The 24,514-nt window shown below is 73.8% G+C and carries 20 protein-coding genes; 3 read left to right on the top strand and 17 right to left on the bottom strand.

The features are described from left to right. Positions 1–12: 12 nt before the first annotated feature. From ABZ479_RS06195 to ABZ479_RS06145, 11 genes are all read right to left on the bottom strand, one after another. Entirely contained in the window at positions 13–2,280 is a 2,268-nt protein-coding gene (locus tag ABZ479_RS06195) for a bifunctional salicylyl-CoA 5-hydroxylase/oxidoreductase (RefSeq protein WP_500460250.1), read from the bottom strand. 2 nt (positions 2,281–2,282) lie between these two features. Beyond that, positions 2,283–3,110: an enoyl-CoA hydratase family protein gene (locus ABZ479_RS06190; RefSeq protein WP_500460249.1), complete on the bottom strand. Its 828-nt coding sequence runs from the start codon at positions 3,108–3,110 to the stop codon at positions 2,283–2,285. A gap of 99 nt (positions 3,111–3,209) precedes the next feature. Continuing rightward, complete coding sequence (gene argF / locus ABZ479_RS06185; RefSeq protein ID WP_500460248.1) at positions 3,210–4,214, bottom strand: ornithine carbamoyltransferase; 1,005 nt, start codon at positions 4,212–4,214, stop codon at positions 3,210–3,212. 163 nt (positions 4,215–4,377) lie between these two features. Further along, entirely contained in the window at positions 4,378–5,601 is a 1,224-nt protein-coding gene (locus tag ABZ479_RS06180; protein WP_499601780.1) for an arginine deiminase, read from the bottom strand. Positions 5,602–5,676: 75 nt separating this feature from the next. Next, a complete protein-coding gene (locus ABZ479_RS06175) occupies positions 5,677–8,223 on the bottom strand; it encodes a polynucleotide kinase-phosphatase (protein WP_500460247.1) in 2,547 nt (848 codons plus the stop codon). Next, positions 8,220–9,743: a 3' terminal RNA ribose 2'-O-methyltransferase Hen1 gene (locus ABZ479_RS06170; protein WP_500460246.1), complete on the bottom strand. Its 1,524-nt coding sequence runs from the start codon at positions 9,741–9,743 to the stop codon at positions 8,220–8,222. Before ABZ479_RS06170 ends, ABZ479_RS06175 begins: the two co-directional genes overlap by 4 nt. Next, positions 9,734–10,696: a homocysteine S-methyltransferase gene (mmuM, locus tag ABZ479_RS06165; RefSeq protein ID WP_500460245.1), complete on the bottom strand. Its 963-nt coding sequence runs from the start codon at positions 10,694–10,696 to the stop codon at positions 9,734–9,736. The genes ABZ479_RS06170 and mmuM overlap by 10 nt, the downstream gene beginning before the upstream one ends. Positions 10,697–10,726: 30 nt before the next feature. Then, positions 10,727–11,650: an LLM class F420-dependent oxidoreductase gene (locus ABZ479_RS06160; RefSeq protein WP_500460244.1), complete on the bottom strand. Its 924-nt coding sequence runs from the start codon at positions 11,648–11,650 to the stop codon at positions 10,727–10,729. 118 nt (positions 11,651–11,768) lie between these two features. After that, on the bottom strand, positions 11,769–12,224 hold the full coding sequence (locus tag ABZ479_RS06155) for a DUF6099 family protein (protein WP_500460243.1): 456 nt from the start codon (positions 12,222–12,224) through the stop codon (positions 11,769–11,771). Between the two features lie 175 nt (positions 12,225–12,399). Next, on the bottom strand, positions 12,400–12,732 hold the full coding sequence (locus ABZ479_RS06150) for a nucleotide pyrophosphohydrolase (protein ID WP_018563257.1): 333 nt from the start codon (positions 12,730–12,732) through the stop codon (positions 12,400–12,402). Between the two features lie 10 nt (positions 12,733–12,742). Next, positions 12,743–14,011, bottom strand: coding sequence for an AAA family ATPase (locus ABZ479_RS06145; RefSeq protein ID WP_500460242.1), 1,269 nt, complete (start codon positions 14,009–14,011; stop codon positions 12,743–12,745). Positions 14,012–14,113: 102 nt separating this feature from the next. On the opposite strand from ABZ479_RS06145, the gene ABZ479_RS06140 reads away from it, so the two are divergent. Beyond that, positions 14,114–14,656, top strand: a complete 543-nt coding sequence (locus ABZ479_RS06140) for a DUF1697 domain-containing protein (RefSeq protein WP_500460240.1) — start codon at positions 14,114–14,116, stop codon at positions 14,654–14,656. Between the two features lie 76 nt (positions 14,657–14,732). On the opposite strand, the gene ABZ479_RS06135 is transcribed toward ABZ479_RS06140, so the two are convergent. Both ABZ479_RS06135 and ABZ479_RS06130 read right to left on the bottom strand, forming a co-directional pair. Further along, a complete protein-coding gene (locus ABZ479_RS06135; RefSeq protein ID WP_500460239.1) occupies positions 14,733–15,728 on the bottom strand; it encodes an extracellular catalytic domain type 1 short-chain-length polyhydroxyalkanoate depolymerase in 996 nt (331 codons plus the stop codon). A 187-nt stretch (positions 15,729–15,915) separates the two neighbouring features. Next, positions 15,916–16,929 (bottom strand): alcohol dehydrogenase, encoded by a 1,014-nt coding sequence (locus ABZ479_RS06130; RefSeq protein WP_500460237.1) that lies wholly within the window; start codon positions 16,927–16,929, stop codon positions 15,916–15,918. Positions 16,930–17,074: 145 nt separating this feature from the next. Here ABZ479_RS06130 and ABZ479_RS06125 point away from each other — a divergent pair, with 145 nt between their 5' ends. Then, positions 17,075–17,467 carry a PPOX class F420-dependent oxidoreductase gene (locus ABZ479_RS06125; protein WP_500460235.1) on the top strand — a complete coding sequence of 131 codons (393 nt, stop codon included), beginning with the start codon at positions 17,075–17,077 and terminating at the stop codon, positions 17,465–17,467. 50 nt (positions 17,468–17,517) lie between these two features. Here the strand turns inward: ABZ479_RS06125 and ABZ479_RS06120 are convergent, their stop codons facing one another. From ABZ479_RS06120 to ABZ479_RS06110, 3 genes are all read right to left on the bottom strand, one after another. Next, positions 17,518–19,191, bottom strand: coding sequence for an acyl-CoA dehydrogenase family protein (locus ABZ479_RS06120; RefSeq protein WP_500460234.1), 1,674 nt, complete (start codon positions 19,189–19,191; stop codon positions 17,518–17,520). Continuing rightward, the gene (locus tag ABZ479_RS06115; protein ID WP_500460233.1) at positions 19,188–19,838 is read right to left on the bottom strand and encodes a TetR/AcrR family transcriptional regulator; all 651 of its coding nucleotides are present in this window, start codon (positions 19,836–19,838) and stop codon (positions 19,188–19,190) included. Before ABZ479_RS06115 ends, ABZ479_RS06120 begins: the two co-directional genes overlap by 4 nt. 111 nt (positions 19,839–19,949) lie before the next feature. Beyond that, the gene (locus ABZ479_RS06110; protein ID WP_499601799.1) at positions 19,950–21,443 is read right to left on the bottom strand and encodes an IMP dehydrogenase; all 1,494 of its coding nucleotides are present in this window, start codon (positions 21,441–21,443) and stop codon (positions 19,950–19,952) included. Positions 21,444–21,814: 371 nt separating this feature from the next. Here ABZ479_RS06110 and ABZ479_RS06105 point away from each other — a divergent pair, with 371 nt between their 5' ends. After that, the gene (locus ABZ479_RS06105) at positions 21,815–23,044 is read left to right on the top strand and encodes a DUF4241 domain-containing protein (protein WP_500460232.1); all 1,230 of its coding nucleotides are present in this window, start codon (positions 21,815–21,817) and stop codon (positions 23,042–23,044) included. A gap of 45 nt (positions 23,045–23,089) precedes the next feature. On the opposite strand, the gene ABZ479_RS06100 is transcribed toward ABZ479_RS06105, so the two are convergent. Then, positions 23,090–24,442, bottom strand: a complete 1,353-nt coding sequence (locus tag ABZ479_RS06100; protein WP_500460231.1) for a class I SAM-dependent RNA methyltransferase — start codon at positions 24,440–24,442, stop codon at positions 23,090–23,092. Between the last annotated feature and the right edge of the window lie 72 nt (positions 24,443–24,514).

Here is a 24,514-nt window from a genome sequence, read left to right as displayed (position 1 = left end):
GCCGGCCGCCCCTCACACGTCCAGCGTGAGCCGGGGCCGGGGTGCGTCGGTGCGGCCCGTGGGCGGGCGGCGGCTGCCGGCCCGGTACGGGAGGGGCCAGGGGGCGCCGGGGCCGGAGTAGCCCTGTTCCGCCGCGGCGTGGAGCGTCCAGTTGGGGTCGTAGAGGTGGGGCCGGGCCAGCGCGCACAGGTCGGCGCGGCCGGCGAGGATCAGGGAGTTGACGTCGTCCCAGGAGGAGATGGCCCCGACCGCGATGACGGGCACGCCGAGTTCGTTGCGGATCCGGTCGGCGTAGGGGGTCTGGTAGGAGCGGCCGAAGTCGGGGGCCTCGTCGGGGACCACCTGGCCGGTGGAGACGTCGATGGCGTCGGCGCCGTGGGCGGCGAAGGCCCTGGCGATCTCCACCGCGTCGTCGGCGGTCGTGCCGCCCTCGGCCCAGTCGGTGGCGGAGATGCGGACGGTCATCGGGCGGTCGTCGGGCCAGACCTCGCGGACGGCGTCGAAGACCTCCAGCGGGAAGCGGAGCCGTCCGGCCAGGTCGCGGCCGTAGGCGTCGGTGCGCCGGTTGGTGAGCGGCGAGAGGAAGGACGACAGCAGGTAGCCGTGGGCGCAGTGCAGTTCCAGCAGGTCGAACCCGGCGCGGGCACCGCGCGCGGCGGAGGCGGCGAACTGCTCGCGGATCGCGGCGAGCCCGGCGGTGTCCAGGGTGTGCGGGACCTGGCTGACGTGGGGGTGGTACGGCAGCGGGGAGGGGGCGGCGAGCGGCCAGTTGCCCTCGGGGAGCGGCTGGTCGATGCCCTCCCAGATCAGCCGGGTGGAGCCCTTGCGGCCGCTGTGGCCGAGCTGGAGGCCGATCGCGGAGCCGGGCCGGGCGTGCACGAAGTCGGTGACGCGGCGCCAGGCGGCCTCGTGCCCGTCGTTCCACAGTCCCGCGCAGCCGGGGGTGATCCGGCCCTCCGGGCTGACGCAGACCATCTCGGTCATGACCAGGCCCGCGCCGCCGAGGGCGCGGGCGCCGAGGTGGACGAGGTGGAAGTCGCCGGGGGTGCCGTCGGTGGCGGAGTACATGTCCATCGGCGAGACGACGACCCGGTTGCGCAGCGTCAGGCCGCGCAGGGTGAAGGGGGTGAACATGGGCGGGGTGCCGGGACCGGTGCCGAACTCCCGCTCCACCGAGGCGGTGAAGTCCGCGTCGCGCAGCCGCAGGTTGTCGTGGGTGACCCGGCGGCTGCGGGTGAGCAGGTTGAAGGCGAACTGCCGGGGCGGCTGGGCGGCGTACTGCTCCAGGTGCTCGAACCACTCCAGGCTGGCCCGCGCGGCACGCTGCGTGCTGGCGACCACGGGCTTGCGCTCGGCCTCGTAGGCGGCGAGCGCCTCGGGCACGCCGGGCTGTTCGTGCAGGCAGGCGGCGAGGGCGAGGGCGTCCTCCATGGCGAGCTTGGTGCCGGAGCCGATGGAGAAGTGCGCGGTGTGCGCGGCGTCGCCGAGCAGCACGATGTTCCCGTGCCGCCAGCGCTCGTTGACGACGGTGGTGAAGGCGATCCACCGGGAGCGGTTGCCGCGCAGATCGTGGCCGTGCAGGGCGTCGGCGAAGATCTTCTCGCAGCGGGCGATCGACTCGGCCTCGTCCAGCCGGTCCAGGCCGGCCCGCCGCCAGACGTCCTCGTGCATCTCGACGATGAAGGTGCTCCCGTCCGGCCGGAACGGGTAGCCGTGGGCCTGCATCACGCCGTGTTCGGTCTCGGCGATCTCGAAGCGGAAGGCGTCCAGGGCGAGGTCGGTGGCGAGCCAGATGTAGCGGCAGCGGTGCCCGGTGAGGGTGGGCCGGAAGACGGCGGCGTGGGCGCCGCGGGTGGCGCTGCCCGCGCCGTCGGCGGCGACGACGAGGTCGTGGTCGCGGGCCAGCCGTTCTGCGGCCGGGGCGAGTTCGCGGGTGCGGACGCGCACGCCGAGGTCGCGGCAGCGGTCGTGGAGGATCGCCAGGAGCGTACGCCGGTCCACCGCCGCGAAGCCGTGGCCGCCGGAGGTGACGGCGCGCCCGCGGTGGTGCACGTCGATGTCGTCCCAGCGGGTGAACTCCCGTTGCAGGGCGCGGAAGACGACCGGGTCGGCGTGCTCGATGCCGCCGAGCGTCTCGTCGGAGAGCACGACGCCGAAGCCGAAGGTGTCCTCGGGCGCGCCGCGCTCCCAGACGGTGACCTCGCGCTCCGGGCCGAGTCGCTTGAGCAGCGCCGCCGCGTAGAGCCCGCCGGGGCCGCCGCCGATGATGGCCACCCGCACGGCTACCGGCCCTTCCAGTTGGGACTGCGCTTCCCGGTGAACGCCGCGTGGAACTCGGCGTAGTCCTCGCTGGTCATCAGGAGCGCCTGGGTCGCGGCGTCCATCTCCACGGCGGCGGCGAGCGGCATGTCGAGCTCCGCGGTGAGCAGCGCCTTGGTCTGCGCGTACGCCAGCGCGGGGCCGGTGGCCAGGCGTTTGGCGAGGGCGGCGGCGCTCGCGTCCGCCGTGCCGTCGTCGACGAGTTCGCTGACGAGGCCGATGCGGTCGGCCTCCTCGGCGCCCAGGATGTCGCCGAGCATCAGCAGCCGGGTGGCGTGGCCGAGCCCGACGATGCGCGGCAGCAGGTAGGCGGCGCCCATGTCGGCGCCGGCGAGGCCGACCTTGGTGAAGAGGAAGGCGAAGCGGGCCGAGCGCTCGACGATCCGGAAGTCGGAGGCGAGGGCGATGACGGAGCCGGCGCCCGCCGCGACGCCGTGGACGGCGGCGACGACGGGGAAGGGGGCCTCGCGGATGGCACGGACGACCTGTCCGGTCATGCGCGTGAAGTCCAGGAGCTGACCGGCGCCCATGGCGAGGGTGGCGCCGATGATCTCGTCGACGTCCCCGCCGGAGCAGAAGCCGCGGCCCGCACCGGCGAGCACCAGCACGCGGGTGTCGCCGTGGTGCGGCAGTTCGGTGAGCAGGTCGCGCAGGTCGGCGTAGGCGCCGAAGGTGAGCGCGTTGAGCTTGTCGGGGCGGTCGAGGGTGACGGTGACGACGCCGTCCGCGCGCTCGACCCGCAGGTGCCGCCATTCCTCGGTACGGCCTGCGGAGCCTCGGTAGGGGCTCATGGGGCACGTCCTCCTTCACGGGGGAGGCAGGCTTGCCAACACCGCGAAGTTATCACTCCTTCGTGACCGCCGTCACGAGTACGCGATACGCGCGGCGCCTCACGCACCTCCCAGCGTGGCGACGAGCACGGCCTTGATGGTGTGCATCCGGTTCTCGGCCTGGTCGAAGACGATGGACCGCGCCGATTCGAAGACCTCGTCGGTGACCTCCAGCGAGGTCAGCCCGTGCCGTTCGTGGATCTCCCGGGCCAGGGTCGTGCCGAGGTCGTGGAAGGCGGGCAGGCAGTGCATGAACTTCGCGTCGGCGCGGCCGGTGGCCCGCAGCACGTCCGCGGTCACGGCGTACGGCTTCAGCAGCGCGATGCGCTCGTCCCAGACCTCGGCGGGCTCGCCCATCGACACCCAGACGTCGGTGTGGACGAACCGGGCGCCGGCGACGCCCTCGGTGACGTCCTCGGTGAGGGTGACGCGGGCGCCGCTCGCCTCGGCCAGGCGCCGGGCCTCGGCGACGACGGAGTCGTCCGGCCACAGCCGCTCGGGGGCGACGATGCGTACGTCCATGCCGAGGAGGGCGCCGGTGACCAGCAGCGAGTTGCCCATGTTGGAGCGGGCGTCGCCGAGGTAGGCGTAGGCGGTCTCCTCCAGCGGGGCAGGGGAGTGCTCGGCCATGGTGAGCACGTCGGCGAGCATCTGGGTCGGGTGCCACTGGTCGGTGAGGCCGTTCCACACCGGCACCCCGGCGTGGGCGGCCAGTTCCTCGACGACCTCCTGGCCCGTTCCGCGGTACTCGATGCCGTCGAACATCCGGCCGAGCACCCGGGCGGTGTCCTTCACCGACTCCTTGTGGCCGAGCTGGGAGCCGGCCGGGTCCAGGTAGGTGGTGGAGGCGCCCTGGTCGGCCGCCGCGACCTCGAAGGCGCACCGGGTGCGGGTGGAGGTCTTGGCGAAGATCAGGGCGATGTTCCGGCCCGTGAGCCGCCGGACCTCGGCGCCCGCCTTCTTGGCCGCCTTCAGTTCGGCGGCCAGCTCCACCAGCCCGCGGAACTCCTCGGGGGCGAAGTCCAGCTCCTTGAGGAAGTGGCGGCCCGTGAGGTCGATGGCCATGGGGGCTCCTAGGTCGGGGTCGGCCGGGTGCCGAACATGAGTGCGCCGGGACCGTGGAAGTCTATACGAATTACCGCATCCTTATACAGCCCCAGCGACCCCCGGCCCCGGCTGTCCGTCCCCGTCCCGGCCCCCCTCCGTCCGCCGGCCCCCCGTCCGTCCGTCAGACCGGGTCCCGCTCGATGGGGCAGCTCATGCAGCGCGGGCCGCCGCGGCCCCGCCCCAGCTCGCTCCCGGGGATCTCTATGACCTCGATGCCGCGCTTGCGCAGGAAGGTGTTGGTGGTGACGTTGCGCTCGTAGGCCAGCACGACGCCCGGCTCCAGGGCGAGGACGTTGCACCCGTCGTCCCACTGCTCGCGCTCGGCGGAGTGGACGTCCTGCGTCGCGGTGAGCACGCGGATGTCGTCCAGGCCGAGGGCCGCGGCGATCGCCCGGTGCATGTGCTCCGGCGGGTGGTCGGTGACCTTGAGGTCACGCTCCCCCGCGCCGGGCTCGATGGTGTACGAGCGCAGCATCCCCAGGCCCGCGTACTTGGTGAAGGTGTCGCCGTCGACCATGGTCATCACGGTGTCCAGGTGCATGAAGGCACGGCGCTTGGGCATGTCCAGGGCCACGATCGTGGTCGCCGAGCCCGCGTTGAACAGCCGCTGGGCCAGCATCTCCACGGCCTGCGGGGTGGTGCGCTCGCTCATGCCGATGAGGACGGCGCCGTTGCCGATCACCAGGACGTCGCCGCCCTCGATGGTGGACGGGTAGGCCGCCTGCCCCTCGGACCACACGTGGAAGGAGCCGCCCGCGAAGAGCGGGTGGTGGCGGTAGATCGCCTCGTAGTGGATCGTCTCGTGCCAGCGGGCCGGCCAGCGCATCGCGTTGATGCTGACCCCGTCGTAGACCCAGGCCGAGGTGTCCCGGGTGAAGATGTGGTTGGGCAGCGGGTCGACCAGGAAGTCGTCCAGGTCCATCACGTGGAAGCGGACCGAGGTGGGCTCGGCGAACCGGCCCAGGAACTCCCGCTTGGTCATGCCGCCCACCAGCGCCTCGGTCAGCTCGGCCGCGGACAGCTCGTCGAAGGCGGCACGCAGGTGGTCGGTGACCACCGGGCCGTACTCCTTCTCGTCGAACACCCGGTCCAGCACCATGCGCCGCGCCTCGGGCAGGTCCAGCGTCTCCCGCAGCAGGTCACCGAAGAGGTGCACGGCCACGCCCCGGTCGCGCAGCACGTCGGCGAAGCCGTCGTGCTCGGCGCGCGCCCGGCGCACCCACAGGACGTCGTCGAAGAGCAGGGCGTCCTTGTTCGACGGCGTGAGCCTTTTCAGCTCCAGGTCGGGGCGGTGGAGGATGACGCGGTGCAGCCGCCCGGCCTCGGAGTCCACATGGAATGCCATGGAGCTAGACATTCCCACTTGGCAGGGGTTTACCGCCAGGGAGGGGCGGGCACGCGGGTGCCCGCCCCTCGTCCGTCACAGGCGGGGGTCCACCGGCTCGGACTCCAGGGCCAGGACGGCGAAGACCGCCTCGTGGACGCGCCACAGGGGCTCGCCGCCGGCGAGCCGGTCCAGCGCCTCCAGGCCCAGCGCGTACTCGCGCAGCGCGAGGGAGCGCTTGTGGCCCAGGGCCCGGGAACGGAGCCTGACCAGCTGGTCCGGCCGGGTGTACTCGGGACCGTAGATGATCCGCAGGTACTCCCGGCCCCGGCACTTCACGCCGGGCTGGACCAGCCGGTTGCCGTCCTCGGTGCGCACCAGCGCCCCGAGCGGCTTGACGACCATGCCCTCGCCGCCGGCCTCCGTCATCTCCAGCCACCACCGCGTGCCGGCCGCCACCGACTCCTCGTCGCCGGTGTCGACCACCAGCCTGCGGGTCTCCTGGAGCAGCCCCGTCGGGTCGTTCGCCACCAGGCGGTCGATCAGCGCCAGCTGCTCGTCGTGCGGGAGCGCGGCGAGACTGCGGCCCTGGGCGGCCAGGATCTGGAAGGGCGCCAGACGGACCCCGTCCAGGCCCTCCGTCGTCCAGCAGTAGCGCCGGTAGGCCTCGGTGAAGGCGGCCGCGTCCGCGGACCGCCCACGCTGCCGTTCCAGCAGGGCCGCCACGTCGGTGCCCCGCGCGACGGCGGACTCCAGGGCGGCGAGCGCGCCGGGGAAGACCGCGCCGGAGGCGGCGCCCACCGCGGCGTACTGCTTGCGCAGCAGGCCGGAGGCCTTCAGCGACCAGGGCATCAGCTCGGCGTCGAGCAGCAGCCAGTCCGTGCCGAGCTCGTCCCACAGCCCGGCGGCGGTGACGGAGGCCCGCAGCCGCTCCAGGACCTGCTCGGTGACGGCCGGGTCGTCGAAGAACGGACGGCCCGTGCGGGTGTGCAGGGCGCCCGTCACGCCGCCGGTCACCCCGAAGCGCTCGCCGGCGGCCTCCGCGTCGCGGCACACCAGCGCCACGGCCCGGGAGCCCATGTGCTTCTCCTCGCAGAGCACCTGGCCGACGCCGTCCGCCCGGTAGGCGGCGAACGCCTCGTGCGGGTGCTCCAGGTAGCCCTCCAGCTGCGAGGTCGCGCACGGCGACATCGTCGGCGGCAGGTACATCAGCAGCCTCGGGTCGACCGCGAAGCGGCTCATCACCTCCAGCGCGGCGGCCGCGTTCTCCTCGCGGACGGCGACCCGGCCGTGGTGCACGGTCTCCACGACACGGCGGCCGCTGACGTCGGCGAGGTCGAGCGGCCGCCCGTCGTGGCCGCCGGGGGCCTCGCTCGCCAGCGGCTTGGCCGGCTCGTACCAGACCCGCTCGGCGGGTACGTCGACGATCTCGCGCTCGGGCCAGCGCAGTGCCGTCAGCCGGCCGCCGAAGACGGCGCCGGTGTCCAGGCAGATCGTGTTGTTGATCCACGAGGTGCTCGGCACCGGCGTGTGGCCGTAGACGACGGCGGCGCGGCCGCGGTAGTCCTCGGCCCACGGGTAGCGCACGGGCAGGCCGAACTCGTCGGTCTCGCCGGTGGTGTCGCCGTACAGGGCGTGCGAGCGGACCCGGCCGGAGGTGCGGCCGTGGTACTTCTCGGGCAGGCCGGCGTGGCAGACGACCAGCTTGCCGCCGTCGAGCACGTAGTGGCTGACGAGTCCGCCGATGAACTCGCGCACCTGCTCGCGGAAGGCTGGGTCCTTCTCGTCCTCCTGCTCCAGCTGCTCGATGGTCTCGGCGAGGCCGTGGGTGTGCTGGACCTGCTTGCCCCTGAGCCAGCGGCCCAGCTTGTTCTCGTGGTTGCCGGGCACGCACAGGGCGTCGCCGGAGGCGACCATGGCCATGACGCGGCGCAGCACGCCGGGGCTGTCGGGGCCGCGGTCGACGAGGTCGCCGACGAAGACGGCGGTGCGGCCCTCGGGGTGTGCGCCGTCGACGTAGCCCAGCTTGCCGAGCAGGGTCTCCAGCTCGGAGCTGCAGCCGTGGATGTCGCCGATGATGTCGAACGGGCCGGTGAGCTCGCGCTTGTCGTTGTAGCGGCGTTCCAGCACGACCTCGGCCGCGTCGACCTCCTCGGCGCCGCGCAGGATGTGCACCTTGCGGAAGCCCTCGCGCTCCAGCTGCCGCAGCGAGCGGCGCAGCTCGCGCTGCTGGCGCTGCACGACGTGCCGGGGCAGGTGCGCCCGGTCGGGACGGGAGGCGTTCCGCTCGATGCAGACCTGCTCGGGGACGTCGAGGACGATCGCGATGGGCAGCACGTCGTGCTCGCGGGCGAGCCGCAGCAACTGGCGGCGGCTCTCCTGCTGCACGCTGGTGGCGTCGACGACGGTGAGCCGGCCGGCGGCGAGCCGCTTGCCCGCGATGTAGTGCAGCACGTCGAAGGCGTCGCCGGTGGCGGCCTGGTCGTTCTCGTCGTCGCTGACGAGGCCGCGGCAGAAGTCCGAGGAGATCACCTCGGTGGGCTTGAAGTGGCGCCGGGCGAACGTCGACTTGCCGGAGCCGGTGGTGCCGACCAGGACGACGAGGGACAGGTCGGTCACCGGGAGGGTGCGCTTGCCGGTCATGCGGACGTGACCTCCTTCGCGGTCGTGGTGGTGGTCGTGGTGGACGTGGTGGTCGTGGTGATCGTGGTGGATGTCATGGCCGTGGCGATCAGGGTGAAGACGGCCATCTGGGTGGGTGGGCCGACCTCGGGGTCGTCGGGGCCGACGGGGACGAAGCGGACGTCGTAGCCGTGCCGTCCGGCGACCTGCCCGGCCCACGAGCGGAACTCCTCGCGGGTCCACTCGAAGCGGTGGTCCGCGTGCCGCACGTGCCCGGCGGGCAGCGTCTCCCAGCGCACGTTGTACTCGACGTTCGGCGTGGTCACGACCACCGTCGCGGGGCGTGCCGAGCCGAAGACGGCGTACTCCAGGGCGGGCAGCCGGGGCAGGTCGAGGTGCTCGACGACCTCGCTGAGCACCGCGGCGTCCCAGCCCTTGAGCCGGGCGTCGGTGTACGTCAGGGAGCCCTGCACCAGCCGGACGCGGGAGGACTGCCGCTCGCCCATGCGGTCCAGCCGCAGCCGCCGCGCCGCCTCGCCCAGGGCCCGGGACGACACGTCGACGCCGAGGACCTCGGTGAAGCGGACGTCCTTGAGCAGGGCGCCGACCAGCTGGCCCTGTCCGCAGCCGAGGTCGAGGACCCGGTTGGCGCCGGCGCCGCGCAGCTCCGCCAGGATCGCCTCGCGGCGCTGCACCGCCAGCGGCAGCGGCTTCTCCTCGGTGTCCACCTCCTCGTCGACGGCGTTGTCCAGTTCCTCGGCCTCGCTGTCGTCGGCCTCGGCGAGCCGGGCCAGCTCCAGCCGCTCCATGGCCTGCCGGGTCAGCGACCAGCGGCGGGCCAGGTAACGGCTGGTGATCAGCCGCTGCTCCGGGTGGCCGGCGAGCCATCCGTCGCCCATGCGCAGCAGCTTGTCGACCTCGTCGGGCGAGACCCAGTAGTGCTTGGCGTCGTCCAGGACCGGGAGCAGCACGTACAGGTGCCGCAGGGCCGCGGACAGCCGCAGCTCGCCCTCGAGGGCCAGCCGCACGTAGCGCGAGTCGCCCCAGGCGGGGAACTGCTCGTCCAGCGCGACCGGTTCGGCCTCGACCGTCCAGCCCAGCGGCTCGAAGAGCCGGTGGACGAGCGCGGCGCCACCGCGCGCGGGCACGGCAGGGATCTCGATCCGCAGCGGCAGGGGCTGCGCCGCACGCTCGGGACGCGCGTCGCACACGCCCCTCAGGGCGCTGGCGAACACCGTGCGGAGGGCGACCGCCAGCAGCGAGGAGGCGGCGTACGGCCGGTCGTTGACGTACTGGCCGAGTGCCGAGTCGGGGGCTCCGCCCCGGCCCTTGCCCTTGCCGCGCCGGACCAGCGCCACCGGATCCACCTCCAGCAGCAGCGCTGCGGTGCACCGTTGCTCGGACGCCAGGGGGTAGAAGACGTGGGCGTCGCCGTAGGAGGTCGAGAAGACCTGGGCCTTGTCCGGATGCTTGTGCAGCAGGAAGCCGAGGTCCGTGGCGGGCACGCCGCCACTGCCGGTGGTCGTTATCGTCAGGAACACCGCCTGAGTATCGCCTGACCGCCACCGCCCCGAACAGCGGATTTCCCCGGCCCCACGGCGAGCGAGCGGGCGAGGGCGGATATCTGCGCGGGACCGACCCGGCAGCATCCCCCGATGAGCCGGGCACCGGCCCGTTGCCACGCGGAGGCCGGGGCAGGGTCGAAGGCCGGACCGCCGCGCCAGGCGCGGGCCCGTTCGTCCCAGGCCTCACCGCTGTTGGGGTAGACGACCACGGGCAGGTCCACGGTCGCCGCCGCCGTCTCCACGGCGCGGGCGGCGTCCGCCGGGTCGCAGCAGTTCACGCCGACGGCGATCACCGCCTCCGAGTCCGCCGCGATCCGGAAGGCCTCCTCCAGCGGCTGCCCGGCCCGGGTCCCCCCGTCCGCGACGGTGTAGCTCAGCCAGACCGGCACCCCGAGGCCCTCGACGATCCTCAGCATCGCCTCCGCCTCGTCCGTGTCCGGCACGGTCTCCAGCGCGAGGACGTCCGGGCCGGCCCCGGCCAGCGTCTCGATCCTGGGCCGGTGGAAGCGCTCCAGTTCCGCGACGCCCAGCCCGTAGCGGCCCCGGTACTCGCTGCCGTCCGCGAGCATCGCGCCGTACGGTCCGACGGAGGCCGCCACCCACACGTCGTCGCGGTCGTGGGCGGCGGAACGGGCGAGGGCGACGCTGCGCCGCAGCAGGGCGGTCGCCTCCTCCCGTCCGATGCCGCGCGCGGCGAAGCCCTCGTAGGTGGCCTGGTAGCTGGCGGTGATGAGCACCCGCGCGCCCGCGCGCAGGTAGGCGGTGTGGGCCGCCTCGATCTGCTCCGGCGCGTCGGCGAGCAGCCGTGCGGACCAGAGTGCGTCGCCCAGGTCGCAGCCCTGGTCGGCGAGCTGGTTGGACAGCCCGCCGTCGAGGACGACGGTGCCCTCGGCGAGGGCCTGTGCCAGGGGCCGGGCGGGTGCGGGCATCGCGGGTGCTCCTCGTGTGGTGTGCCGGGCTCAGCCGAGCTGCGACTGGACCTGGGAGGCGATCAGTTCCAGGTGCCCGAGGTCGCTCAGGTCCAGGATCTGCAGGTAGAAACGGGTGGCGCCGAGCTCGCCGTAGCGGCCGATCTTGTCGACGACCTCGGCGGGGGAACCCGCGAGGCCGTTGGCCTTGAGCTCGTCGACCTCACGGCCGATGGCCGCGGCCCTGCGGGCGACCTCGGCGTCGTCCTTGCCGACGCACGCGACGAGGGCGTTGGAGTAGACGATCTCGTCCTTGCCCCGGCCGTGCTCCTCGGCGGCCTCCCGGACGCGGGCGAACTGCGTGGCGGTGTCCTCCAGCGAGCCGAACGGCAGGTTGAACTCGTCCGCGTAGCGGGCGGCGAGCCGCGGGGTACGCCTGGCGCCGCTGCCGCCGATGAGGACGGGGACCTTCGCCTGGGCGGGCTTGGGCAGGGCCGGGGAGTTCTCGACCGTGTAGTGCGTGCCCTTGAAGTCGAAGGTCTCCCCCACCGGGGTGCCCCACAGCCCGGTGACGATGGCGAGCTGCTCCTCGAACCTGGCGAACTTCTCCTTCGGGAAGGGGATGCCGTAGGCGGCGTGCTCCTCCGCGTACCACCCGGCGCCCAGGCCCAGCTCGACGCGGCCGCCCGACATCTGGTCCACCTGCGCGACCTGGATGGCGAGCACACCGGGCAGCCGGAAGGTGGCCGCCGTCATCAGGGTGCCGAGCCGGATCCGCTTGGTCTCGCGGGCGAGGCCGGCCAGGGTGATCCACGCGTCGGTCGGCCCCGGCACACCGTCGACGTCGCCCATCTTGAGGTAGTGGTCGGAGCGGAAGAAGGCGTCGAACCCGAGCTCCTCGGTCGCCTTGGCGACGGAGAGCAGAGTGTCGTACGAGGCCCCCTGCTGGGGCTCGGTGAAGATTCGAAGATCCATGAGTCCATCCTGCACCTCCCGGCTCCGGATCGACCGGCAAGCCGCCCTGTGTGGCCCCCTCGCGGACCCGGGGCGGCGGCAATCCGCCAACTCCGCTTCCGTTGCGTCGACTTGGTGCTCATGCGCCCTCCCGCAGCCGTGCCTCGACCGCGCGCAGGAGCACACCCACCCGGTCCTTGGACTCGTCGGCGGCGTCGACCGCCTCGATGCACTGCCAGTACTCCGTCTCGCTCTCGGCGGTGCAGGCCACCGAGACCAGGGCCATACCCAGCTCCGACAGCAGTTCGCGCAGCTCACGCAAGGTCCCGGCCGGTTCGCGCACTCCGGTGAGCAGGGACGCGCGCAGCGGCCCGGACGGCACCCCCGGAGGTCCCGTGGCGCCGCACGCCCTGCCGCCCGCCTCGCAGACGGAGAAGCCGGGTGTGCGCAGCTCGGGCGCCCCGTGGAGCGCGAGATGGCTCCCGATGGCCTCCGTCAGCGCCTGCACCTGCCAGGCCTCCGCCATCAGCTCACGTTCGGTCCCGCCGCCCCTCAGCGCCTCCCGCGTGGCCCGGATCAGCCGTACCGCGTCCATCACGACGCACCTCCGCCCCGTCTTCGCCCCGTCGATCGTTCCTCACTCAGAGTGACCGATCGTGATGCGATGGGGAAGTGGCCGGTTCCCGCCTGTGGACAACGCGCTCACCCGTCCGTGTGAACCGGGTGCGGAGGCCTGCGCGGCGTCCCCCGGCCCGCCGGCGTGCGGTGGGTCAGTCCCCGGCGCCCGGCAGCGGGAAGCGCAGCTCGTTGCGGTCGATCTTCGCGGACAGGGCCTCGAGCACGTCCACACCGAGCACTTCGCAGAACTGCAGCAGGTAGGCGAGCACGTCCGCCACCTCGTCCCGCACCCGGTGCGCGCTGTCGGGGTCCTCCATGACCCCGGCCGCCTGTTCGGGCGTGAGCCACTGGAAGATCTCCAGCAGCTCGGACGCCTCGACGCTCAGGGCCACGGCCAGGTTCTTGGGCGTGTGGTACGGCTCCCAGCGGCGTGCGGCCGCGAAGGCGGCCAGCCTGCGCTGCAGCGCGTGCAGATCCTCGGTCACACCCGCAGGTCTACCCCATCGCCGCCGCGTGCTGCGGCGGGGCCTGCCCGGCCGGCGGGGCCCCGGGGGCCGGCGCCTCCGGGCCGGTGCCCTGCGCCGGCACCCGGTCCCGGTCGGCCGCGGCGCTCCCCAGGCGCAGCAGGGTCAGCCCCTCCGCGCCGTCGGCGACGGCGGAATCGTGCACCGTGCCGAGCAGCCTGATGTGGCCGCGTTCGGCGACCAGCGCGGCCAGCTCCAGCAACTGCCGCGACTGCGCCCGGTCCAGGCCGGTGTCGAGGCCGTCCGCGAGCACGGTGAGGACCTGCACGGCGTCCGGCACCTCTCCACTGGTGTCCACCTCCAGCACCCCGGGACCGGTCAGCAGCACCAGCGCAAGCGCGAGGAAGCGCAACTCCCCGTCGCCGAGCCGGTCCACCGGCACCAGCCCCAGCGGCCCCCGGTCGACGGCCGCCACCACGGACTCCGCGTAGGCCCCCGTCCCCGGCTCTCCGGCGGGGATCACCGTCAGGCCCTCGACGGGCGGGCTGCACACCGCCCGCAGCGCACCGACCAGCGCCGCGTGCCGCGTACGGCACTCGCCCTGGGTGCGCCGCAGCACCGCCGAGAGGTTGTCGCAGCCGCCGCGCAGCAGGCCGTCCGCCACACGCGCCGGCTCACGCATCGTGTGCGGCCGGGGGTCGACGGGGAACACCCCGCGCAGTGCGAGCACCACCTGCTCGGCGGCGGCGAGGACCAGCCGCTGCCCTTCCGTGGTGCCCGCCACGCGCAGCGGCAGCAGGGAGGTGGCCAGCCGGTCGTCGGGCAGCGGGGCCCGGGTCACGGGGACGAGCCCGGCCGTGTGCCAGGCCGCCTGGACCGTACGCCGTCCCGGGTCGCGCAGCGCGGTGGCGAGCAGGGTCTCCCCGCCGCCGGTCAACCGCTCGCCGACGATGCGCAGTTCCGGTTCGGTCTGCACGGCCACGTCGAGTACGACGGGGCCGACCGCGCCGTCGACCGTGCAGCCGATGCGGAAGCCTCGGCGGCCCTCCGCGTCGGGCTTGGCCGCGTGGGGCACGCAGGCCGCCACTCCCCCGCGTACGCCCTCGAACGCCATGGACAGTTCCTCGCCGGCGGCCAGCCGGCCGAGCAGCCCCAGCCCCTCCAGGACACTGGACTTGCCGGTGCCGCTCGCCCCCGCCAGCAGGGTGAGCGGCCCGAGCGGGAAGCTCGCGCCGCGGTGCGACTTGAAGGCGGAGAGCCGCAGTTCGGTGACGACCGGCCGGTCACGCTTCGTGCTCATGGACGCGAACGTAGCGGCGGCGCCCGGTGCCGAACCGTTCCGCCGGGCCGGCGGTCCTCCGAAAGTGGGTAAGCCCGGCGAGGCGACGGTTAATGTGGCGGGGTGACCGGATACGTGGCGCTCCTGCGCGGGATCAACGTCGGGCCGACGACCATGCTCCCGATGCAGGACCTGCGCCGGCTGCTGGAGGAGATCGGCGGCACGTCCGTGCGCACCCATCTGCGCAGCGGCAACGCCCTGTTCGAACACGAGCAGGACGACCCCGGGAAGCTCGCGGAGGCGCTGGAGGCGGGGATCGCCGCCGCGTTCGACGGGCGGAAGGTGCCGTGCCTCGTCCGTGAGGCGGCCGCACTCGCGGGGGTCGTCGAGCGCAACCCCTTCGACATGACGGGCGTCGACCCCGCGCGCTTCCTGGTCACCTTCCTGTCGGGGCCGGTCGAGCGCGACCGGATCGCCGGCCTGGACCCGGCCGGCTTCGCGCCCGACGAGTTCCGCCCGGGCGAGCGCGAGATCTACGTGCACTGCCCCGGCGGGGTGCAGAAGACCCGGCTCTCCCACGCGCTGTGGGAGAAGCACCTGGGGCTGACGGCCACCGCCCGCAACTGGAACACCGTGACCCGCCTGGCGGCGATCGCCGCGGAGTGACGGGGCGGGGCCGGCGTGCGCCCCGTCACCACCGTTGCCCGGCGCCGCCCGGGTACCGGCCGCCGCCGCGCAGGACTCAGCCCAGGCCCCAGCCCGTCCCGAGCCGGTACGCCGCGCACAGGTTGACGTCCAGCATGTAGGCGGCGGCCGTGCCGCACTGGGCCGCCCCGCTGCCCGGGTCGACGGGCTGCCCGTGGCCCATGCCCGTGATGCTGTACGTCTCGACGACCGCGGCGCCGGAGGCGTCCCTGTACGTCCGGTGCGGGAAGCCCGCGACGGTGTCGGAGGCGTCGGCGGTCTGGTCGGTGCCGTGCACGTCCGTCCACTGCCGTACGAGGTCGTCCATGTTGACGGGCTTGACCGTGTAGTCGGCGGTGCCCTGGAAGACGGTCAGCCGCGGCCACGGGCCCGTGTACCCGGGGAACGCGGCGGCGACCCGGTCGCCCCACTGCCCGGGCGTCTGGGTCGCGCCGACGTACATGCACACGTACGGCGAGCCCGCCGCCTGCGCGCAGCCGTACGGCAGGCCGGCGACCACGCCGCCCGCGGCGTAGACGTCGGGGTAGGCCGCCATCATCACCGCGGTCATGGCGCCGCCCGCGGAAAGCCCGGTGACGTACACGCGCGACGGATCGGCGCCGGTGTCGGCGACCTGGCGGGCGGTCATCTGCCGGATGGAGGCGGCCTCGCCCTGGCCGCGCGCGATGTCGCCGGTCTGGAACCAGTTGAAGCACTGGCTGAGGTTGTTGGCCGCGGTCTGCCCGGGCAGCACCACGGAGAAGCCCCAGCGGTCCGCCAGCGCGGTCCAGCCGCTCTGGGCGCCGTATCCCTGGGCGTTCTGGGTGCAGCCGTGGAGGGCGACGACGACGGGCCTGCCCTGCGGCAGCCCGGCGGGGACGTAGCGGTACATCCGCAGCGCGCCCGGGTTGCCGCCGAAGCCGGTCACCTCCTCGATCGTCCCGGCGGCGTGGGCGGGTCGGACGGGGACGAGCGCGGCGAGGAGCGCCACGAGGACGGCGAGCAGGGCGGCACGCGGGCGGCCCCGTTGGAGTGCGGCTCTGAGTGAGGTCATGCGCCGGACGGTAGGAGCGCCGCGACGCCCGCGACATGGCCCGGGGCACCACAACGCGGAGGCCGCGCGTGGTGCCCCGGACCGCTCAGCCGCGCCGGTACCCGGGCGGCACCCTCGCCGCCGGTCAGGGCGGGCAGACGACGGCCGGGGGCAACCGGATCACCCCGGCCGGCGGCGCCTGCACGGCTCAGGGGACGAGCACCATGCGGAAGCGCGCGGCGCCGGACATCATGCGGGCGAAGGCCTCGTTGACCTCCTCCAGCGGCACCGTCTCGGTCATCGGGCGGATCCCGGCGAGCGCGCTGAAGTCCATGGTGTGCTCGACGTCGCGCGAGGTCCCCGAGGGGTGGCCGACGACGGTGCGGGAGGTCAGGATCAGCTGCGCCGGCGTGATCGGCATGGGGTCGGGGGCGATGCCGACCACGATCAGTTCGCCCCGGGTCTGGAGCCCCTCGACGCCCGCCGCCATGGCCTGCGAATTGGAGGCGGTGGCGAGCACGACCTTGGCCCCGCCGAGTGCCTGCAACTCCTTGACGATGTCGCTCGCCGAGCTGTCGACGTAGTGGTGGGCGCCGAGTTGCCGTGCCAGCTCCCGCTTGTCCTCGCCGCGCGCGACGGCGACCGTCTCGTAGCCGGACTTGGCCGCGTACTGCACCGCCAGGTGCCCGAGACCGCCGATGCCGATCACCGCGACGAGGTCACCGGGCCGGGCGGAGCTCTTCCTGAGGGCGTTGTACGTGGTGACGCCCGCGCAGCCGAGCGGAGCGGCGTCGACCGCGGTCAGCGCGTCGGGGACGTGGGCCAGCGCGTTGACGGGGGCGACCATGTGGGTGGCGTAGCCGCCCTCGTACGCCCAGCCGGGCACCTGGAGGTTCCGGCAGTCGACGAAGTCGCCCTCGCGGCAGGGCCGGCAGTGCCCGCAGTGACCGCCGAACCAGCCGACCGCAACGCGGTCGCCCACCGTCCAGTGCCGCACGCCCTCGCCGAGGGCGTCGATGCGTCCGGCGACCTCGTGGCCCACCACCAGGGGGAAGGTGACGTGGGGGAAGGCGTTGTGCACGAAGCCGGCGTCGCTGTGGCAGACGCCCGAGGCCTCCACCGCGATGCGGACGTGGCCGGGCGCGGGCTCCGGCAGCTCGCGCTCGACGATCTCGAATTCTCCGCCCGGTTCGGAGACCTGGGCCACGCGCATGGAGTCCATTGCCCGTCCGCTGTGTGAGGGGTTGCGGCGCGTAGCGCCCTTCGCACCCATCGTGACCCCGGGGCGGCGTTTTCTCGCGCCGGACACCGGTCGCCGGGCCGTCGGCGGGGGGCGTAGGCTGCGCCCAGCCGACCGAGGGACGATCATGAAACTGCCCGCCGACCTGCTCGACCTCCTGCACCGCCCGAGCCTGTGCTTCCTGGCGACCACCATGCCGGACGGCTCGCCGCAGCTGACCCAGACGTGGGTCGACACCGACGGCGAGCACGTGCTCGTCAACAGCGTGCGCGGCCACGTGAAGACGCGGAACATCGCGCGGGACCCGCGGGTGGCCGTCGCCGTCTCCGATCCGGAGGACCCCTCCCGCTACTTCCAGGTCCGCGGGAGGGTGCGCGAGGTGATCACGGAGGGCGCGGAGGACCACATCGAGAAGCTCGCGCACAAGTACACCGGCGCGCCCTACCCCTGGTACGGCGGCCGTGACCAGGTGCGTGTGCTGTTCGTGATCGAGGCCGAGAGCTTCAGCGGCACGGCCTGACCCGCACGGCTCCGCGGCCGCCCGGTGCGGCCGCGGACGCCCGGCCCGTTTCAGCCCGCCGCGCCGGGCACGCGTTCGATGACCGCGGCCAGGTCGGTCCCCGCGGGAAGGGTGCCGAAGGCCAGGCCCCGGTCGCCGGCCAGGCGGGAGGCGCAGAAGGCGTCCGCGACGGCGGGCGGCGCGTGGCGGACGAGCAGCGAGCCCTGCAGGACCAGCGCCAGGCGCTCGACCAGGCGGCGGGCGCGCAGCGGGGCGTCCTCGGTGAGCACCAGCTCGCCGCGTACCCGGCGCCAGGCGTCGTCCAGACGGGCGTCGCCGCCCGCGGCGGCTTCCACCTCGGTTTGGAAGGCCTCCAGCGATTCCGGCTCACGGGCGAGGGCGCGCAGCACGTCCAGGGCGTTGACGTTGCCGGAGCCCTCCCAGATGCCGTTCAGGGGAGCCTCGCGGTAGAGCCGGGGCATGCCGGACGCCTCGTCGTAGCCGTTGCCGCCCAGGCACTCCAGGGCCTCCGCGACGGCGGCGGGCTGCCGCTTGCACACCCAGTACTTGCCGACGGCGGTGGCCAGGCGCAGGAACGCCCGCTCCCGTTCGTCCCCGCCCCGGGCCCGGTCGACGGCTCCGGCGACGCGCAGCGCGAGGGTGGTGGCGGCCTCGGACTCCAGGGCGAGGTCGGCGATGACGTTGCGCATCAAGGGCTGGTCGATCAGCCGCGCCCCGGACACCGAGCGGTGCCGGACGTGGTGGGCCGCCTGGGCGAGTGCGGCACGGGTGCCGGAGGCGGAGCCGAGGATGCAGTCCAGCCGGGTCATGGTGACCATCTCGATGATGGTCCGCACCCCCTGGCCCTCGGCACCGACCAGCCAGGCCACGGTGTCGTCGAACTCCGGCTCGCTGCTGGCGTTGCTGCGGTTGCCGAGCTTGTCCTTCAGCCGCTGGATCCGGAAGGTGTTGCGGCTGCCGTCCGGCAGGACCCGGGGCACCAGGAAGCAGGACAGCCCCGCGGGGGCCTGGGCCAGCACGAGGAACAGGTCGTTCATGGGCGCGCTGGTGAACCACTTGTGCCCGCGCAGCCGCCAGGTGCCGTCCGGCCGCTCGGTGGCGGTGGTGGTGTTGGCCCGCACATCGGTGCCGCCCTGCTTCTCGGTCATCCCCATGCCGGCGAGCAGCCCGCGCTTGCCGGCGGGCGCGCGCAGTCCCGGGTCGTAGACGCGGCTGGTGAGCAGCGGCTCGTACACCGCCGCCAGGTCGGGTGCGGCGCGCAGCGCCGGGACGACGGCGTAGGTCATGGACACCGGGCAGCCGTGGCCGGCCTCCGCGGTGCTCCACACCATGAAGCCCGCCGCGCGGGCCACGTGCGCGCCGGGCCGCTCGTCGGCCCAGGGCGCCCCGGCGAGGCCCTCGGCGAGCGCGACCTCCATGAGCGCGTGGTAGGAGGGGTGGAAGTCCACCTCGTCGACGCGGTTGCCGTACCGGTCGTGGGTGCGCAGCACCGGCTCGTAGCGGTTGGCCTCCTCCGCCCAGCGCTGCACCTGCTCGGAACCGGCCAGCCGGCCCAGACGGTGCAGGTCGTCTGCGTACCATCCGGCGCCCTCGCGGCGCAGGCCCTCCAGCAGCACGACGTCGTCGGCGACGTCGTGGCCGACCAGCGGCGGGGCCTGGTTGGTCACCTCGTGCGTGCGACCGGCGGGGTCGCTGCGGGGCGCGGCATCTGCGATCGCGGTCATGGCGTCGGGCCCTTCGTGGTCGTGGGGATGCGGACGGCGGGCGCGGCGCCCGCGCAGCGCAGGGACACCGCCACCAGCTCGGTGACGAGGTGGTCGGCGGCGACGGCGTCGGCGGGGACGGACAGCGGGTCCACCAGGACCTCGCCGATGGCCCCGGTCAGCGCGGCCGCGGTGACCTCGGGGTCCTGGTCGGGCAGCAGACCGGCGGCGATCCCCTCGCGGACCACCTCGGCGAACACGGCACGGTAGCGGCGCCGGAAGTCCAGCCGCTCCGCGCCGACCGCGGGTTCCGCGGGGGCCGCGAGCAGGGCGTGGGCCAGCCCCCGGTTCTCCATCGCACGACGGGCGAAGACGGTGACGCCCAGGGTCAGCCGCCGCACCGGGTCGCCGCCGCCGTCGCGCAGCACCTCCCCGAGCACCTCGACCTCACGGCCCGAGGCCCGGCGGAACACCTCGACCGCGAGCGCGCCCTTGGAGGGGAAGTGCTGGTACACGGTGCCCACCGACATGCCGGCCGCGGCCGCCACCGCCGTGACGGACGCGTTCGCCCAGCCCACCTCGGCGACGACGGCCGTGGCCCGCGCCACCAGGTGCTCCCTGGCGGCGGCCAGGCGGTCCTGCACCGCGGGCGTCTTCCGGTAGGCCATGCCAACAAGTGAAGCACCGTTCAGAGCTTCAGGCCAGCCCTCGCCCGCCCCCCTCTTCGGAGGCCGGGCGGGGTGCCGGACGGCACCGGAACCCCGCCCGGCCCCGCCGCATCACTCTCCCGAGGCGACGGTGGGCCGGCGCAACTGCACCTCGGCCCCGGTCTGCTTGAAGGACTCCGCGGACACCGGGACGAGCACCGCGTCGCGGTGGAAGTCACGGAGGTTGACCGACCCGCAACTGATCATCGTCGACGTGATCTTGGCCCGGGTCCGCTCCACGTTGTCGTACAGGCTGCCGGCGTAGGGCACGTAGCCGTCGACGCCCTCCTCGAAGGCCATCTGCCCGCGCTGCCCGTAGCGGGCCGCGTTCTGCGCCCGCCGCGAGCCCTCACCCCAGTACTCCTTGTACCACTGGCCGCCGATCTGCAGCTTCCGCGACGGGCTCTCGTCGAGCCGGGCGAAGTAGCGGCCGAGCATGATGAAGTCCGCCCCCATCGCCAGCGCCATCGCCATGTGCGAGTCGTTGAGCAGGCCCCCGTCGCAGCACAGCGGGACGTGCACGCCGGTCTCCGCGGCGTAGGCGTCGCGCTCCTGGACCACGTCCAGCAGTGCGGAGGCCTGCCCGCGGCCGATCCCCTTCTGCTCCCGGGTGGTGCAGATGGCCCCGCCGCCGATCCCGACCTTCACGAACGCCGCGCCCGCGTCGGCGAGGTAGCGGAAGGCACGGCCGTCGACGACGTTGCCCGCGCCGACGAAGACGTCCCCTCCGTACGTCTCCCGGGCGAATTCGAGGGTCCTCGCCTGGTAGACGGAGTAGCCGTCGGAGGAGTCCAGGCACAGCACGTCCGCACCGGCCTCCACCAGGGCGGGGATGCGGTCCTTGAAGTCACGGGAGTTGATGCCGGCGCCCACCCGCAGGCGCTTCTCGCCGTCCACGCTCGCGCGGTGGTACGTCTTGTGGGCCTGGTAGTCCCGCTTGAGGACCAGGGAGACGAGCCGGTCGCCCTCGACCACCGGCAGGACGTCCAAGTGGTGCTGCCAGATCAGCTCGTTCGCCTCGGAGAGCGAGACCGAGGCCGGCGCGGTGACCAGTACGTCCCGGCCACGCATCCGGTGGGCGGCGGGCTCGTCGGCCCCGTGCCGCTCCAGGTGGAAGTCGTCGAGGCTGATGATGCCAAGGAACCCGCCGTCCGCCTCCCCGTCCTCCGTCACCACGGCGACGCCCTGCTCCGTGTCGGCGAGCAGCCGGGCGACCTCCCCGAGCGGCGTGTTCGGCGCGACGGTGACGTCGCCGGTCCGGAAGCCGGCCTTGTGGCGCTTCACCGCCAGCACGTCCGCGGCCTGGTCCTCGATCTGCTGGTTCTGGTGGATGAACGACAACCCGCCGACCTGTGCGAGCGCCACCGCCAGCCCCGGGGACGACACCGCCTGCATGATGGCGCTCACCATGGGGGTGGCGACCTTGATCCGCGGCTCCTCACCGACCCGGTGACGCACCAGCGGCGCCCCGAGATCCACCGTGTCCGGCGTGCAGTCTTCCGTGGTCAGGCCGGGGATGAGGAGGTACTCGCTGAGGGTGCGGGAAATCTCGGGAAGGATCTTCACGTCGTCTCCAGGAGAGAAGCCTGCGCACCGGTCAACGACGGACCGGCGGGGCTCGTGCGGGCAGTGCGGGTCGACGCCGGCCGGTGACGCACTGTCGGAAGGACGCACTCTGGAGGTCCCGAGAGCGGGCGCACCCGGCGGGGCAGTGCTCGCACGCGCGGCCGGACCGGCGGGGGCACGCGGACCCGATCCGCACGGTGCTGCACAGGCGCTGACTTCCATCACGCCATGCGCGATCGTACCGCGCCGGCGGTGCCCACGACGTACGCGGCAAGGCCGTTGTCACAGGCGGGGATTACGCTGTCCGAAATGTGATCGACACCTGTGCGGTTCGCCCGCGGGTGACGGGGACCGGTCGGAAGGGGCGGGCCGTGGACGAGGACTTGGTGACGGTTTCCTACGCCGAGGGCTGGGACACCGACGCCCGCCGGGCCTTCCGACCGCTGACGCGGGCGGAGGCGGAGGAACGGGACGCCGCCGGTGACCCGTACGTGGTGCTGCACCGGGTCCCGGGGCGCGCGGTCCCCGCGGAGGTGCACCTCGTCGCGTGGCGTGACCTCTTCGTCGGGCAGTGGGTCCACGACGATTCGGGCCGGCGCACCCACGAGGTCGACCTCCGGCTGCTGGAGGACGACCGGCTGTTCCTGCGGCGGTACGTGGAGCGGCGGTACGCCGCACCGGAGCAGCCGGATCTGGCGCCCGACGCATGGCGGCTCACGCTGGAGCTCGTCCCCGGTCGCAGCGGCAGGCAGGTGGTGGAGGAACGCGGCCGAAACGGCGGTTCGTCCCACACCTCGGCCGATGTGCCGGAGGAGCAACGGTGGTTCGACCGGGCCGGGTTCGGCGTTCGGGCCTCCGGTACGCCCCGGCCGCCGGAGGAGCCCGGACCGGGGGACGCCACAGCCGACGCCGCGGCCGGCGGCGCCGGCGACGAAGAGCCCGCGTCGTTGTGGCGCCCTCCGAAGCCCCTGCGCAGGGACGTGCCGTTCGACGACCTGTTCCGGCCCGGCACTCCCTTCCCCGTGGAGCCCTGGGAGGAGATGGTGACGGCCGAACCGCGGCACATCGCCATGCTGCGGGTCCCGACCGGGCGCCTGGCCGTCTGCGATCCGCTCGCGAGGGAGCCCAGGGAACTCGTCGAGCGCATACCCCCCGGTGCGTACGCGCTGGAGACCGCCGTGGTCGTCGGCGAGGGCGAGTACGGCGGGGAACGGTTCCCGGTCACCGAGGAGCCCGCCGTGCGCCTCGTCATACGCGAGGAGCCCGCCGTCAGCTGGGAGTTGGCGCTGGGCGAGGGCGAGGACCCCCGGCTGCTCCTCGACGGCCACGCATACGGCTTCGGCACCGACACGGCGACCGGCGGCTTCGCGGACGCCGGCGCCTGGGAGACGCTGTCCGGGAAGGTCCGTCGCCACTACGAGGAGCAGGACGACGTCTCCTGCGAGTCCATCGACGAGGGCCACCTGCGTGCCGTCGACGAGACGACCGGAAGCGACCTGGTGGCGTTCTGCACGGGCGGCGACGGGACGTGGCCGGTGTGGCTCGGCCGCGACGCCGCCGGTGCGCTCGTCTCGGTGACGGTGATCACGGCGTACCTCTAGGGCAGCCCTGGCGTCCGCGCCGGTCGGTCCCCCGGCGGGCGCGGGTCAGTCGCCCTGCTTCGCCGGCTCCAGGATCGCCACGCACTCCACGTGGTGCGTCATCGGGAAGAGGTCGAACGCGCGCATCCGCCGCGGCACGTACCCGGCCGTGGCGAAGTAGTCGAGGTCGCGGGCGAGGGCGGCGGGGTCGCAGGCGACGTAGGCGATGCGGCGGGGGCCGAGGGAGGCGACATGCTCCACGGTGGCGCGTCCGGCGCCGGTGCGGGGCGGGTCCAGGACGACGAGGTCCGCCTCGGTGATCCCGGTGCGGGGCAGCACGGACTCGACCTTGCCCTGCTCGATGCGGACGCGGTCGAAGTCGCCGAGGTTGTGCCGGGCGTCCTCCACGGCGCGCTTGCCGGACTCGATGCCGAGGACGGCGCCGGTCTCGCCGACCCGCTCGGCCAGCGCGCCCGCGAACAGGCCCACGCCGCAGTAGAGGTCCAGCGCGGTCTCGCCCTTGCGCGGCATGAGGCCCTGCATCACGGCCTCGACCAGGAGTCCGGCGGCCATGGGGTGGACCTGCCAGAAGCCGCCGGAGCCGACCCGCCAGGTGCGGTCGATCGCACGCTCGCGCACGAATCCGCGGCCGTGCACCCGGTGGACGCCGCCCTGCTCGTCGACGCGCAGCACGGAGACCGGGCGGTCCAGCTCGACGATGGGCAGCCGGGCACCGGGACGGGGGGTGAGGATCACCTGGCGGTCGGAGGAGCCGGTGGCGGCGATGGCCTCGACCGTGGCGATGCCGGACCAGTCGCGGGACTCGACACCCAGCTCGGAGACGCCGGGGGCGGCGATCAGGCAGCGGTCCACGCGCTCCACCTCGTGCGAGCGGTGGCGGCGCAGTCCCGCGTGGCCCTCGGCGTCGACGGCGTACTGGACGCGGGTGCGCCAGGCCGGGACCTCGCCCTTGGCGACCTTGTCGCCGGGGGCGGGCTCGACGGTGCCGTCCCAGCCGGCCTCCTCGGGGGTGAGGTGGGCGAGCCGCTGCAACTGCTCGGTGATCACCTGCACCTTGAGCCGACGCTGCGCACCTGGGGAGGCGTGCTGCCAGTCGCAGCCGCCGCACTTGCCGGGGCCGGAGAACGGGCAGGGCGCCTCGACGCGGTCCGGGGAGGCCTCGAGGACCTCCACTGCGTCGGCGCGCAGGAAGCGCGAGTCCGGGCCGCCCTCGGTGATCTCGGCGACGACCTTCTCACCGGGCAGCGCGTGCCGGACGAAGATCACCTGCGGGCGGTCGTGGCCCGGCAGGACCGCCCGCGCGATGCAGTGGCCGCCGTGCGCGACCGGGCCGACCTCGACCTCGTAGCGCTCGCCGACAAGGGCGTCGGCCTCAGGGGCCTTCGTACGGTGCTGCATGGCGGGGAGGGCTCCTGGATCACGAGGGGGCACGGGGACGGCGAAGGGACGGCGAAGAACGAGCAGCTGACC

The sequence above is a fragment of the Streptomyces sp. NPDC005722 genome, from assembly GCF_040630935.1.
Lineage (GTDB): Bacteria > Actinomycetota > Actinomycetes > Streptomycetales > Streptomycetaceae > Actinacidiphila.
The sequence above is the reverse complement of the archived record's forward strand: the minus strand, read 5'-3'. Positions and strand labels throughout refer to the sequence as shown.